The sequence below is a fragment of the Thermococcus piezophilus genome (assembly GCF_001647085.1).
GTDB classification, from domain to species: Archaea; Methanobacteriota_B; Thermococci; order Thermococcales; family Thermococcaceae; genus Thermococcus; species Thermococcus piezophilus.
In genome coordinates this window covers 140,006-152,349 of sequence record NZ_CP015520.1, presented here as the reverse complement: position 1 = coordinate 152,349, position 12,344 = coordinate 140,006, and the positions used below count along the sequence as shown (strand labels likewise).

The 12,344-nt window shown below is 48.2% G+C and carries 11 protein-coding genes, 2 pseudogenes and 1 CRISPR repeat array; of the genes and pseudogenes, 5 read left to right on the top strand and 8 right to left on the bottom strand.

The window, feature by feature from the left end:
- Positions 1–1,638 precede the first annotated feature (1,638 nt).
- Both A7C91_RS00815 and A7C91_RS00810 read right to left on the bottom strand, forming a co-directional pair.
- Positions 1,639–2,400 (bottom strand): phosphoglycerol geranylgeranyltransferase, encoded by a 762-nt coding sequence (locus A7C91_RS00815; RefSeq protein ID WP_068664079.1) that lies wholly within the window; start codon positions 2,398–2,400, stop codon positions 1,639–1,641.
- Entirely contained in the window at positions 2,390–2,839 is a 450-nt protein-coding gene (locus tag A7C91_RS00810) for a GIY-YIG nuclease family protein (protein WP_068664077.1), read from the bottom strand. Before A7C91_RS00810 ends, A7C91_RS00815 begins: the two co-directional genes overlap by 11 nt.
- A 60-nt stretch (positions 2,840–2,899) precedes the next feature.
- Here A7C91_RS00810 and A7C91_RS00805 point away from each other — a divergent pair, with 60 nt between their 5' ends.
- A complete protein-coding gene (locus A7C91_RS00805) occupies positions 2,900–3,292 on the top strand; it encodes a DUF2095 family protein (protein ID WP_068664076.1) in 393 nt (130 codons plus the stop codon).
- 73 nt (positions 3,293–3,365) lie between these two features.
- Positions 3,366–4,538: direct repeats of the CRISPR family, unit length 30 nt; unit sequence CTTTCAATTCTCCTAGAGTCTTATTGCAAC.
- Positions 4,539–5,022: 484 nt separating this feature from the next.
- Here the strand turns inward: A7C91_RS00805 and A7C91_RS00800 are convergent.
- The 6 genes and pseudogenes from A7C91_RS00800 to A7C91_RS00775 form a co-directional block, all read right to left on the bottom strand.
- The gene (locus A7C91_RS00800) at positions 5,023–6,534 is read right to left on the bottom strand and encodes an AMP phosphorylase (protein WP_068664075.1); all 1,512 of its coding nucleotides are present in this window, start codon (positions 6,532–6,534) and stop codon (positions 5,023–5,025) included.
- Positions 6,535–6,663: 129 nt separating this feature from the next.
- On the bottom strand, positions 6,664–6,912 hold the full coding sequence (locus A7C91_RS00795) for a hypothetical protein (RefSeq protein ID WP_068664074.1): 249 nt from the start codon (positions 6,910–6,912) through the stop codon (positions 6,664–6,666).
- A gap of 90 nt (positions 6,913–7,002) precedes the next feature.
- Positions 7,003–7,254: a hypothetical protein gene (locus A7C91_RS00790; protein WP_068664073.1), complete on the bottom strand. Its 252-nt coding sequence runs from the start codon at positions 7,252–7,254 to the stop codon at positions 7,003–7,005.
- Positions 7,251–8,028: pseudogene (gene minD / locus A7C91_RS12255) on the bottom strand (cell division ATPase MinD). The gene A7C91_RS00790 and the pseudogene minD overlap by 4 nt, the downstream one beginning before the upstream one ends.
- Positions 8,029–8,198: 170 nt before the next feature.
- Positions 8,199–9,005, bottom strand: coding sequence for a slipin family protein (locus tag A7C91_RS00780; protein ID WP_068664072.1), 807 nt, complete (start codon positions 9,003–9,005; stop codon positions 8,199–8,201).
- Positions 9,006–9,008: 3 nt separating this feature from the next.
- Complete coding sequence (locus tag A7C91_RS00775; RefSeq protein ID WP_068664071.1) at positions 9,009–10,358, bottom strand: NfeD family protein; 1,350 nt, start codon at positions 10,356–10,358, stop codon at positions 9,009–9,011.
- Between the two features lie 91 nt (positions 10,359–10,449).
- On the opposite strand from A7C91_RS00775, the gene A7C91_RS00770 reads away from it, so the two are divergent.
- From A7C91_RS00770 to A7C91_RS00755, 4 genes and pseudogenes are all read left to right on the top strand, one after another.
- Positions 10,450–10,758 carry a hypothetical protein gene (locus A7C91_RS00770; RefSeq protein ID WP_068664070.1) on the top strand — a complete coding sequence of 103 codons (309 nt, stop codon included), beginning with the start codon at positions 10,450–10,452 and terminating at the stop codon, positions 10,756–10,758.
- Positions 10,731–11,559, top strand: a pseudogene (locus A7C91_RS00765) (DNA-3-methyladenine glycosylase family protein). The gene A7C91_RS00770 and the pseudogene A7C91_RS00765 overlap by 28 nt, the downstream one beginning before the upstream one ends.
- Positions 11,556–11,888 carry a hypothetical protein gene (locus A7C91_RS00760; protein WP_068664068.1) on the top strand — a complete coding sequence of 111 codons (333 nt, stop codon included), beginning with the start codon at positions 11,556–11,558 and terminating at the stop codon, positions 11,886–11,888. Before A7C91_RS00765 ends, A7C91_RS00760 begins: the two are co-directional and overlap by 4 nt.
- Positions 11,889–11,915: 27 nt before the next feature.
- Positions 11,916–12,281: a hypothetical protein gene (locus A7C91_RS00755; RefSeq protein ID WP_068667347.1), complete on the top strand. Its 366-nt coding sequence runs from the start codon at positions 11,916–11,918 to the stop codon at positions 12,279–12,281.
- Positions 12,282–12,344 lie beyond the last annotated feature (63 nt).

Genomic DNA, 12,344 nt, shown 5'->3' with positions numbered 1-12,344 from the left:
CTGAAACTTGGAAAAGAGGTAGTTCCTCAATGCGTCCTTTCTCGTAAAGGTATAGAGAAACCTTTAGTGGTTTTTGAGAACGTCTCTGATCGGGATGCAGAACGATTACTGGTACCCCTGTATGGTAGTTAGTGTTGGGCTGTATCAACACGCTGTCATTGGCAAAACCAACCCCCAATACTTGGGGGACTACCAAAAGGCCACCCCAAAGAGGATATCGCAGGAGAGATTGACTGGTTCAAACGTTGTCTCCAGCTCTTCCAAGGCGATTCTATAGTGGGACGGGGGAAAAGAGTACGTAATCCCATGACTACCGGGCGAATACACACTTTGTTTAGCGAGGTTCTAAGATGAAAGGAAAAGCCAGTCATGTTGACCTGGCCCTTTAAGGTTATGTTGTCTCCAGCAATAACAAGCTTAACCGAGTCATCTATTTCTATAAAGAATCCGTGTTCCACCTGACTCCTCGAAGAGCAGGATATAATGCATTGAAATATTTATCTCATCAAGCCATGGCACTTCTCCAAGCTTCTAGAATATTCCGTCGTGATGGTAGAGTATGAGAAGGGTATCGGCAACAAGAGGGTCTCTTATAGGAAACTCCACGTGAACATTGGTAGGACTAAAAAGGTAGAATCATCCTCTGTAAAAGGTTAAAGATAGAGGTTCATACCCAGTAAACCCTGTGAAATTAACATAATAGCCGCCACTCTATTTAACGTAGAAGACGAAGTAACTCCAAAGGCAATATTGGTCTAAGGATTCCTTCTGAAAAATGGCCAGCCTCCTCATAGTAGTCATAATCGACGCCAAGGAGAACACATTTTGAATCATGGAGATCTCTTTCGGTATCATCAACATGCTTTTTTCAAGTTTGTAATGTTGAACTTTCTGCTGGGAAGAACCTCCCCTGATAGTTATTAGGCTGAAGAAACACCCAGTTAAAATAATACGCGGCGTGATGTTCGTACGATCAAATACTCTTGTCTTCTTTATCTCGGATTCAGACGTGTAGTGCATATAGGTATCCATATGAACTCAAAGCTTTCCCTATGTATTATGCTGACTAATTTTGAGATTACTGTCCCCCATAAATCTCCCACTGCATCTACTGGGAACATCATTGGAGACTCGTAATTCCAGTGGAATTCCTTAAGATTTGGATCGGAAGACTTCATAAATAATCTGACCCATCCCTTCCAATATTCTAGTCCTCTGTTATCCGTCAGAGTACAGCTTGGAGAACTGCAGTTCTCCAGGTATTTATAAAACAGGATTCCCGCATAATACGGCATTATTATGTTGCCACTTAGAAATTCTGAAAGTGCATATGCGTCATCCTTGGGATCCCAGTATATATTATATCTCGACCCTCCCCATGTGGCGCTTCTGTTCCAGTGTTGAGTATCACAAGATGACTTATTCCGCTCTCTTGTATGTTTTTCTGGACATCATGCATCTTGGTGTTCCCTTGGTATTCTACTAAGATTTCTGAAGTTCTGTCTGTCCCACATAAGATACCACAGTCCAAGTGTTGCCATAGTAACACATCCAAAAATTTTCCATAAATATTACATCTACAAGTATTTATACTTTTTTTACACACTACGCAAAATAGTATACAGAATCTGTAAAGTATTAACCCTTTATTCCCCTATTGAGTTCTTCCAGTTTTTCTTTGGCCTCTTCCAGAGAGTTTGCCTTCTCGATTGCCGTTCCGGTGACAATTATATCTGCCCCTGCTTTCACAGCGGTCTTTGCCTGCTCCCCGCTCCTTATTCCCCCTCCGACTATTAGCGGGACGTCTATAACCTTCTTGACGACGGCTATCATCTCAGGCGGAACTGGCTCGGGAGCACCGCTTCCTGCCTCGAGGTAAACGAGACGCATCCCTAAATACTGGCCGGCCAAAGCGTAAGCCGCGGCTATTTTCGGCTTGTGCCTTGGGATAGGCTTTGCATCGCCGACCCATCCGACGGTTTCTCCAGGCTCGATTATGAGGTAAGCCATTGGAATCGGCTCTATTCTGTAGCGTTTCACCTGGAAGGCCCCCAGGGCCTGAGCACCGGTTATGAAGAATGGATTCCTCGAGTTAAGCAAGCTCATGAAGAAGATAGCATCTGCGTACTTGTTTATGCCTCCATGGGAGCCCGGGAAGAGTATGACCGGAAGGCTGGAGCTCTCCTTTATCGCCCTTACAACACTGTCGAGGACATCCCCTTCGGCTCCAGTTGAGCCTCCTATCATAATCGCATCGACTCCAACTTCCTCGCTCATTTCTGCTATTTTTCCGGCCATTTCTGGACCAATGTCGTCTGGATCGAGTAGAACGAAGTGGAGCTTTCCCTTCTCAAGCTTTTCGTGAATGTAAGATTCAACCTTTCCGAGTTTAAGATTCATTTTCCTCACCAAATTCCATAATCTCCTCCCCACTTTTAATCCTTTTCCACTTCAGCCCGAGCTTCCTTAGAATTTCCATCAAAATCTTGTCGGGCTCTTCCTCGAAGCGGTAGAGGTTTGTGCTGACCTTAACATCTCCAGCACCGAAGCCCTCAACGGATTCACCATTGAGCGAGACCTCCACGGAAAGCTTCTCTTCCAGTTTCTCATTGCTCGGTATCAAGTAGGCCCTCAGCAACTCGGCTTCTTTCAGCAGGAAGTCTATGTGCCAGTGGAGCTTCTTCTCCCTTCTGAAGTGCCTCGCAACGCGTTTTTCTAGAGAGTTCATGGCTGAGCCGACGTAAACGTAGTAGCCCCTCTTCAGAGAAAACGTCCTGCCTTTCGTCGCTATTTCCTTATCCTTGTCGAGCAATATAACCAAAAAGTAAGAGCCCTTCATGTTAGGAACTCCCACTCAGGGTTTATAAACCCTCGACCCGTAGTCCAGTTAGGTGTTGGTATGGACGAGCAGAAGAAGAAACGCCCCATTGACGAGTTCGCTTGGCAGGAATACGATAAGGAGGAATTCAAGGAGACCTTTCCTAATCTCTATGGAGAGCTTGAGGGGGGAGGCGTTCCGATAGACGTTTACAGAACCGACGAAAGGGAAGCCATTATCGAGGAAGACGAGCTCATGGATTTCATCGGCTACAACCCGACCATCATCGATTTCCTGAGGAGGTGCGAGACTGACGAGGAAGCGCTCGAAATCATCAATTGGATGGAGGAGCGCGGTGAGATAACCCACGAGATGGCCAAGGAGCTCAGAATAACCCTCGTCGAGAAGGGCGTTAGGGCTTTTGGTCCCAAGAAGGAGTGGGGCTGGTATGAGCGGCACAGGAAGCGGGAGTGAAGGATTTTTTAATTCCCTGGGGCCTTATTGTAGCCTTCCACGGCCCCAAACCAGCCTTTGACCGCGGCCGTCTCTTTCAATTCTCCTAGAGTCTTATTGCAACCGCAAATTGGTAAGGGTAGCGGATACTTTATATTACTGCCTTTCAATTCTCCTAGAGTCTTATTGCAACATCGCTCCAGACTTCATTGCCTTGGCTGTCCTTCAGAACTTTCAATTCTCCTAGAGTCTTATTGCAACACGAAGAAATGAGGACAATATACAAACAAATGGACTACTTTCAATTCTCCTAGAGTCTTATTGCAACGGAGGAACAAAGTAGAAGTGTACATTCATTTACCAGTCTTTCAATTCTCCTAGAGTCTTATTGCAACCGTCTGCGACCTGGGTATTCCCTGAAAGCGCTTCGGGCTTTCAATTCTCCTAGAGTCTTATTGCAACAGTATAAAGGAGGCTTGGCAGGAATTCTTCCAGACTTCTTTCAATTCTCCTAGAGTCTTATTGCAACGGAACGTTCTTATACCTAACATGACCTTCGACCACTCTTTCAATTCTCCTAGAGTCTTATTGCAACTTTCAGCAAACTTAAAATTTGATATTGGGTCATCCTTCTTTCAATTCTCCTAGAGTCTTATTGCAACGGAAGAAAAAAAGAACGGAGGTGATACGGGTGGATATCTTTCAATTCTCCTAGAGTCTTATTGCAACGTATAGCTGGTGAACTTGAAGATATATTCGTCCTTGAACTTTCAATTCTCCTAGAGTCTTATTGCAACAGGAGTTAAATTTTCAATTTCTTTGACGTACCCATCAACCTTTCAATTCTCCTAGAGTCTTATTGCAACTATAAGAGCGTTCATGTGTATGTGGACGGCTCTGAAGCTTTCAATTCTCCTAGAGTCTTATTGCAACTTGCGATTGTCGGCTCGATAGCATCAAATACTGCATCTTTCAATTCTCCTAGAGTCTTATTGCAACACTACTTTCATTATATAGATGATGACCAAGACAGCGACTTTCAATTCTCCTAGAGTCTTATTGCAACCCACTCAACCGGGAGCTGTATTAAGCTTAGATATTTCTTTCAATTCTCCTAGAGTCTTATTGCAACGGTTAGTCTTATTCCTGAGAACACTAAAAGCTCAAAGCTTTCAATTCTCCTAGAGTCTTATTGCAACGCTTAAACGGCCCACTATGGCCCAATTTGGCCCACCCTCTTTCAATTCTCCTAGAGTCTTATTGCAACAGGGCGGTTTTTCCCTCATTTGTCTCTAAAAGCTGTAAGCGACATTGAATCTTATAAGTCTTTTGATAATGGTGCAGTTTCGGGGGGTGGAGATGCCTCCATTCGGGTACCGTTCGTAGGTTAATTTCCGGTTCTCTCCAACGTTGCGACTCTAAATACTTCATGCACATCCCTGTCCATGAGACTTCCAACGGCTTGTGATGTCTTGAAATTTGAAAACTGGCTTTTCTGCTGATTTAATGCCTCAAATATTCCCTTTTGTTGGGGAACGGCGCTAAAGCCCTATTCAGAGGTCCTTTTGCAGATTTTCGAAAAATATTAGTTACACTTTTTTTAAGAAATTGTTACATTTTGTTCGATTGTTACGAAATGCTCCTGGAGACTTCCAGCGCCCTCTAATGAACTTAACTGGCAAAAAACGGACTAAAAACATGAAACTCCAGAAATGGGGTGATAAAAACAAGAAACGAAAATTCTGCGGCCCTCAGATATTGCCGATCCGCTGGAGAACCATTCCCTCAATTCTTATTGGCTCGGCCCTTCTGGCAAAGACTATCGCCTGGTCGAGTCTCACCTCGCTCTCGGCGTAGATGGTGAAGAGCGGGTCTCCTTCCTTGACTTTCTCGCCGACCTTGACATAGAGCTCTATTCCAGCCCCCTTGTCCTCCGGTGCTCCGGCAGCTCTCGCTATACCCGTTATTGCCTTGTTGTCTATCGAGGTAATATAACCGCTCGTCGGCGCGGTAAAGGTGTAGGTCTTGGCACCGATTAGAATGTCGTCGGGCTTGATGTCAGGGTTTCCGCCCTGTTCCTCGATGATTTCACGCATCTTCTGGTATGCCTTACCGCTTTCGAGTATCTCACGTGCCATCTTCTTACCCATTCCCGCTGGTGCAACACCGCCCATCTCAAGGAGGATTCCTGCAAGCCCGGTGGCCTTCTCTATTAGGCTTCCTGGGCCTTTGCCTGTCATTAGAGCCTGAAGGGCCTCTCTTGCCTCAAGAGCCGGGCCGACCGTGTGGCCTATCGGCTGGCCTCCGTAGGTTATCGCGACTTCGACGTACTGGCCGAGCCTCTTTCCAAGCTCTATGAAGTCCCTCGCCAGTGAGCGGGCCTCATCAACGGTCCCGACCTTGACGCCCTTGCCTGTGGGGATGTCTATAAGGACGTACTGGCTGCCCATGGCGTATTTCTTTGACATTATGCTCGCCAGCATGAGGCCAGTCGGGTCAATGCTGAGCGCGCGCTCGGACTTTATCGTGATGTCATCGGCTGGAGCGAGGTTCAGAGCTCCTCCCCAGACAAGGCAAGCTCCTATCTTCTCGACTATTCTCTTTATCTCATCCAGGCTGAAGCTAACCTCCGCAAAGACCTCGACAACGTCGGCCGTTCCTGCAGCGCTGGTGATGGCCCTCGAAGAGGTCTTTGGTATGGTCAGGCCTGCTGCTGCCACTATTGGGACAACCAGGATGTTGGTCTTGTTTCCTGGGACACCACCGATGCTGTGAACGTCCATGATGGGCTTTCTGTCTATGTCGAGCATGTCTCCGGTTTCTGCCATCGCTATTGTTAGGGCAGCTATCTCATCCATGTCGAGGCCGTTTATCTCAAGTGAGGTAACAAATGAGCTTATCTCTATGTCCCTAAGCTTTCTGTCGACGATGTCCTTGATTATTGCATCTATCTCGACCTTTCTGAGCTTCTCTCCCATCATCTTTTTCTTTATGTAGCGAACACTCTCCGGGGTCCCCCCGGGCACTACAGTGACGATCTCACCATCGGAGAAATTGTGGAGCTGAAGTATGTCCTTGCTGACTCCTATCTCCCCCTCTTTTATGAGGTTGCTGATAACAACACTACCATAGACGGTCTTCTTTCCGGCTTCAAGCTTGACGAGGTCATCTGGGTGGAGTTTTGCCTTTTTCGCTTCCTTCTCGTTGATAAAGATCGAGTATCTACCGCTGTACATGTCCAATATCCTGACCTTTACCTTCATTTTTATCCCTCCTGTCTGCTCACGAGTTTCCCATATTGGGCAGAAGAGTACTTAAATGTTTTCAACGAAAAATGGGTTAAAATGTGCTCAGTCGCCCATAAATCTAACAGACAAATGTAAAAAGAGGGGTCAGCTGCTGAGGCCATGTCCGTACTCTGCAATAGAAGGAACTTCTCCGTGGAATTCCCCAGTGTTCAGGAGAACTCTGATGATGTCCGGCACGAGGGCCTTAATGGCTGGAGGTAAGAGGCCCTCCCCTTTAAGATAGTAGTTCACGACCTCACTCAGTGGGGCGCTTACAAGCTTGCCCTTGAAGACGTGAACTACTTTATCATCGATCTCGACTATTCTGTCTGAATAGCCGAGCCTAACCTTCATGGCGCCCCACCCCCACTATAGGATTAGTAGAAGAGGGTTTTTAAAATTTAACGCCACAGAAATGTTTAATAACAAAAGTACCAAAAAGGCTCAGAGGTTGCGAATTTCTTCGTCTATAGACTCTTCGAGGGTTCTTTCCCACTCTCCGATATCAAATTCAACGAGCTCGCTTTCGAGGTCTTCCTTGAGGCTGGTAACACGTCTCTTGAGGGCGTTCTTGGTCTCTTCGTCGTAGACGACGTAGTATGGGTTGTTCTTGGCGGAGAAGTAGAGCATTGTCAGCACAATGTTGAGGACTATGAGTATGGCCACCACTCCATAGAGGAGAACATTATCCATCATCCCTTCCCTCCAAACAGTGCTTTGAACACCCTCTTAATAGGACTCTCTGGTTCTGGGGCCTGCCACCTAATACCAGCAAGCTTTGCTGCGAGCTGTTTGATTGCTATTGCCGCTGGGCTGGTTGGGTTCTTGATAACGAGCGGGACGCCATATGCACTCGCCCTTTTGACCTCGGGGTCCTCTGGTATCATGGCCAGCACTGGAACCTCGAGGATCGCCTCTATCTCTTCCTGGGTGAGCTCCGTCTTCTCGTTGGTAACCCTGTTGAGGATGGCACCGAGCGGGAGGGTTCCGAGTTTCTCGGCTATGAGTTTTGTCTTGAGCGAGTCAGTGATAGCTGAGATTTCAGGGTTAGTAACGATTATGAGCTCCTTACCTATGAGGAGAGCTGTAACAGATGTCATCTCAAGTCCTGCAGGAGCATCGATGAGAACAAAATCCGCCATCTGGCCTATCTCTCTGATAAGCTGCTTGAGTCTCTCCGGCTTGGCTTTCTTTATCTTCTCAAGGCTGAGACGCCGGGAATTACCTTAACACCAGCGGGGCCCTCATATATCGCGTCCTTAAGGTCCGCCTCTCCGGCCAAGACATCGTGGAGCGTTATTGGAATGTCCTCCATGCCGAGGACGAGCTCAGGTTTGCCATTGTGATATCCGCGTCCAGCAGGATGACCTCCTTCCCGAACTGGGCCAGTGCAACACCCAGATTTGCAACCGTCGTTGTTTTACCAGTTCCACCCTTTCCTGACGCAAAAACAATTGAGCGGCCTTCCAAAGTTAACACCTCCAGTATGACCAGTAACTATACCCGTTCCTATTAAGCCTTTCTGGGTTTCCAATTTTATATGGAGTACAGTTTTTGCGTGTATGGAGTAGGATAACAATACTTTTATTTTTTGCGGTTCATCCAGCTGAGGAAAAAAGATGGAAAAAGTCATTCTTCCCTTACTCTTTCTCAGCTTCTTTTTCGAGTTTTGCCTTGACTGCATCTGCCGTATCGGACAAGCTCCTAAAGAGCTTGAGCATCTCCATTGGCAGCGTTAGTACTATTATGTTGCTCTTGTCACTGGAGACGTCGCTTATCGTCTGGAGCGTCCTGAGCTGGAGTGCCATCGGATGTTCGGAGATTATCTCGGCAGCTTCTCTAAGTTTCTCGGCGGCCTGCCTCTCGGCCTCTGCAAGGGTTATCCTTGCCCTCCTCTCACGCTCGGCCTCTGCCTGTTTTGCCATGGCTCTCTGCATTCCGGCCGGTAGCTCAACGTCCTTGATTTCAACGGTCGTGACCTTAATGCCCCACGGATCAGTTGCCTCATCGATGATCTTCTGGAGCTCCATGTTGAGCTTCTCCCTTTCGCTCAGCAGTTCATCGAGATGGGCCTGACCGATGACGCTCCTCAATGTTGTCTGGGCTATCTGGCTCGTTGCCACGATGTAGTTGGCGACCTGTGTGACCGCCTTCACAGGATCGACGACCCTAAAGTATACGACCGCGTTCACCTTAACCGGAACGTTGTCCCTGGTTATAGTCTCCTGAACCGGAACGTCGAGAACTCTTGTCCTCAGGTCGACTATGTAGGCCTTTTCGAAGATCGGGATTATGAAGAACAGTCCCGGACCCCTTGCACCAACGACCCTACCGAGACGGAATATCACTGCCCTCTCGTATTCCTTGACTATCTTTATGGCGCTTGTCAGTATTATCAAAACAAAAAGCAAAACAGTTCCCGAAATTATAGTTCCCAAACTTGCCATGCTTCACACCTCCCTTTCATCATCGGGGTTCTCCCCCTCGCGAACGACGATGAGGGTTAGACCCCTGACATTAACGACACGAACCCTTTCACCAACCCGGATCGGTTTCCCGGTTTTGCTCTCAGCTTTCCAGAGCTCCCCCCGGATTTTCACCATTCCCTCTGGGTTCAGCTCCTGAACGACCCTTCCGACTTCCCCGAGCATCTCTTCCCTTCCAGTCTGGGCCTTCCGCTTTCTGTCCTTGATGACGGTAGTAACGCCAAAGGCGAAGAAAAGCCCCAGCAGTATTGCCGTGACGATGATGACTATCCTGAGCGTTTCATAAAGGGCGTCGCTCACCAAGTACTCATCCCCTCCTTTGCCAAAGAGCATTGTACCTCCAAGGATGAACGTAATAGTCCCTGCCACAGTGAAAAGGCCAAATGTTGGCGTTAGGGCTTCGGCTATGAAGAAGATTATCGCGAGGGCTATCAGAAGAAGCCCGGCGCTACTGTAGCCGAAGTATCCGAGGCCTATCAACCCAAGCACCAGCATTATGGCACCTATGGTCTCGGGCACATGCCATCCTGGAGTAAGAAAGCCGAATATTAGTCCTATGAAGCCGAGGTTCAGCAGTACGTAAGCTATCGTTGGGTCGGTTATGTATCTGATAACAGTATCCTTGAAGGACGGCTCCAGGTATACGACACGGGCGTCCCTGAGGTGCAGAACCACCTTTTCCCTGCCTTTAACTGGAACCTTCGTCTCCATTCCATCCGCCTTCTGGAGAAGGTCGTTAACGTTCGTTGCTATGACCTTTATGACGCCATACTTGAGTGCTTCTTGCGATGTAACACTTCTGTCTTCAGTTATGAACTGTTCTGCAAGGGTAGCGTTCCTTCCGCTCATCTCGGCCAGCTCGCGCAGGTACGCTATGTAGAAGTTGACTATCTTGGGGGGTGCCTCTACTATGCTTCCGTTTGCACCGTAGCCGAGTATTGGCCTGCAGGCCCCAATGACGGTTCCAGGAGCCATGGCTATCAGGTGAGAGCCCAGGGCTATATACGTCCCCGCGGAAGCGGCCATTCCCCCTGAGGGATAGACGTAGATTATAACTGGAACTTTGGCATTCTGTATCCTCATCACTATCTCCTGCATGGCGTCGGCCCTTCCTCCGGGAGTGTTGAGCTCGATGATGATCGCCGATGCATTGGCCTTCTCCGCCTCGGTGATGTACCTGTCGAACTGATCCACGGTGTAGCCGGTTATCATGCCGTCTATTTTGGCAACATAAACCGTGTTGCCCTGAGCGTGTGCAGTGGGGAGAAGCATTGCAAACAAGATGAGTACTATCAGTGCAGTTTTGAACCTCATGCCAACCGCCTATTATTAATACCACTACATAGTTTAAATCTTTTGCATATCTTCCAAAAGTGATTTATAGGTTCAAGGCCAACCTCAGACCATGAGCCTGAGGACGCTCGTCAAACTTTACAAGGTCTCCAAAGGCGGGGAGAAAATAAGGAATGCCTGGGCGCTCGTCCGTGAAGCGGCCAAATACTCTCACAACGAGCCCTACTGGGACTTTCTGAGGGAGACCTTCGACGTCCGCGCCGAGGAAATTAAGGACGCGATGTACTCTCTGGAAGAATCCGGCGAGCTTAAAATCAAACGCTCTGTCGACGGCAAGAGGCTCTACGTTTCGACGCTGAAGGATATAAAGGAGAATCCAGTAAGGCTCAACCGATGGCTGAGGTTGACCTTAAAAAAGTAACCCCCGAGAGGATAAGGAACGGCACGTGGAAGTACGAAAGTGGAGTATTTCGGCAGGCCTTAGAGATAGGTATGGTCGGCTTCGATGGGAATGACTTCATATTTCCAGACGAGTGGGGTAGAAAAGAGCGGAAAGACGCAAGGAAAAAGCTGACATTTATCCTCGGCCTTGATACTGACTTGGACTCCTTCTACAATGAAATAGTGGATTCGAAATTCGCCTTTCTCATTGAGGAATGTCATGGCCTAACCGTTCCAGCAGCGTCGAGCCCTTACCAGGCCTTGGTTGAGGTCATAGCCCAGCAGCAGGTTAACTTCGAATTTGCCCAAAGGACTATAGCGAACCTCATTCAGCTGGCGACAAAAGGATCTGTGACCTTTATGCCTTTCTGAGCGCTGAAAAGATAACGTCGATGAGTGAATAGGAGTTTAAGAAGGCAAAGCTCGGCTACCGCGCGGGATACATAGAGCCCTCCTGGAGTTCTACATCAATGGCGAGCTGAACTTCGAGCTGTGGGATTGGAGCGAGGAGGACGCTATTAAATACCTCACGAAGTTCCGCGAAATCGGGAGGTGGAGCGCCGAGTTGTTCTTAGCCTATGGGCTGAGGAAGAACACATATCCCGCGGGTGACTGGGGACTGAGAAGGGGGATAGCAAAGATTTTCGGAATGAAGGTAAAAGAGGTCAAGGAAAAGGACGCGAGAGAGCTCATCAAACCGCACGGTAAGTGGAAAGGGTTGCTGGCTTTCTATGTTCTCTACTACGACAGAAAGACAGAGATGGGGTGGAAGAGAAAATGAACGAAATTCGGATAGTCTTGCCCTGTGAGAAGTTCAAATCTCTGAAGGGCAGAGACCTTGAAGCCCTTATCAAAGAACACCTTCCAAAAGTTGAGGAAATGTTGAAAGCCGAGCGCGAAGAGATTTTGGGGGAGAAAGTTAAAGCGCTGGAGGAGAAGCTCCCCGAGATGGAGAGCGAGCTTGAGGAGCTGAGAGAGTTTTACGGGAAGGCTTTGAGGGATAGGGAGTTCATGGTGGCCGAGAGAAACAGGCTGAGAGAGGAGAACAAGGAGCTGAGGAAGCAGCTTGAAGAGAAAAAGAAAGAACTGGAGAAATTTCACAAATCGTGAACGATTCGCTTATGGAGTGTGGACAAGGTGAAGCTCGTCATCAAACCCGAGAAAGGCTTCGGCAAAATCGAACTCGAGCTTGGCGAAGAGCTCTGGAGTGAGATTGAAGGGTTGAGCGAGAGGTACTCTGTCCCGCCGGAGAGGGTAATTGAAATCGCTCTCCTTGGTGAGTTTAAGGAACCGGGCGGGGAGCTTGAGGAGAAGGTGTGGGAGCTGGAGAAAGAGTACGCTCCACTGCGCTTTAAGGCTTATGGCGTGAGCGAGGACAATAAACTCCTGGCAATTGAGCTATTCGGCCTTATCGCCGAGAACAACCAGCTCAAGCGCTTTTTGAGGCTCAAGCCAGAGCGCAACCTCGAGCTGAGAAAGCTTATATCCTATTACCTCCAATGAACGACCGCGGATGATGACAGCGAATTGCACCGAGCTTAGTGATGACGAGGACTGGCCCTGACG

What these genes read in the sequence shown, in the direction of transcription:
- A7C91_RS00815 (WP_068664079.1), bottom strand. Translation starts at nt 2,400, where the DNA reads ATGAATCTTAAACTCGGAAAGGTTGAATCTTACATTCACGAAAAGCTT.
- A7C91_RS00810 (WP_068664077.1), bottom strand. Translation starts at nt 2,839, where the DNA reads ATGAAGGGCTCTTACTTTTTGGTTATATTGCTCGACAAGGATAAGGAA.
- A7C91_RS00805 (WP_068664076.1), top strand. Translation starts at nt 2,900, where the DNA reads ATGGACGAGCAGAAGAAGAAACGCCCCATTGACGAGTTCGCTTGGCAG.
- A7C91_RS00800 (WP_068664075.1), bottom strand. Translation starts at nt 6,534, where the DNA reads ATGAAGGTAAAGGTCAGGATATTGGACATGTACAGCGGTAGATACTCG.
- A7C91_RS00795 (WP_068664074.1), bottom strand. Translation starts at nt 6,912, where the DNA reads ATGAAGGTTAGGCTCGGCTATTCAGACAGAATAGTCGAGATCGATGAT.
- A7C91_RS00790 (WP_068664073.1), bottom strand. Translation starts at nt 7,254, where the DNA reads ATGATGGATAATGTTCTCCTCTATGGAGTGGTGGCCATACTCATAGTC.
- A7C91_RS00780 (WP_068664072.1), bottom strand. Translation starts at nt 9,005, where the DNA reads ATGGCAAGTTTGGGAACTATAATTTCGGGAACTGTTTTGCTTTTTGTT.
- A7C91_RS00775 (WP_068664071.1), bottom strand. Translation starts at nt 10,358, where the DNA reads ATGAGGTTCAAAACTGCACTGATAGTACTCATCTTGTTTGCAATGCTT.
- A7C91_RS00770 (WP_068664070.1), top strand. Translation starts at nt 10,450, where the DNA reads ATGAGCCTGAGGACGCTCGTCAAACTTTACAAGGTCTCCAAAGGCGGG.
- A7C91_RS00760 (WP_068664068.1), top strand. Translation starts at nt 11,556, where the DNA reads ATGAACGAAATTCGGATAGTCTTGCCCTGTGAGAAGTTCAAATCTCTG.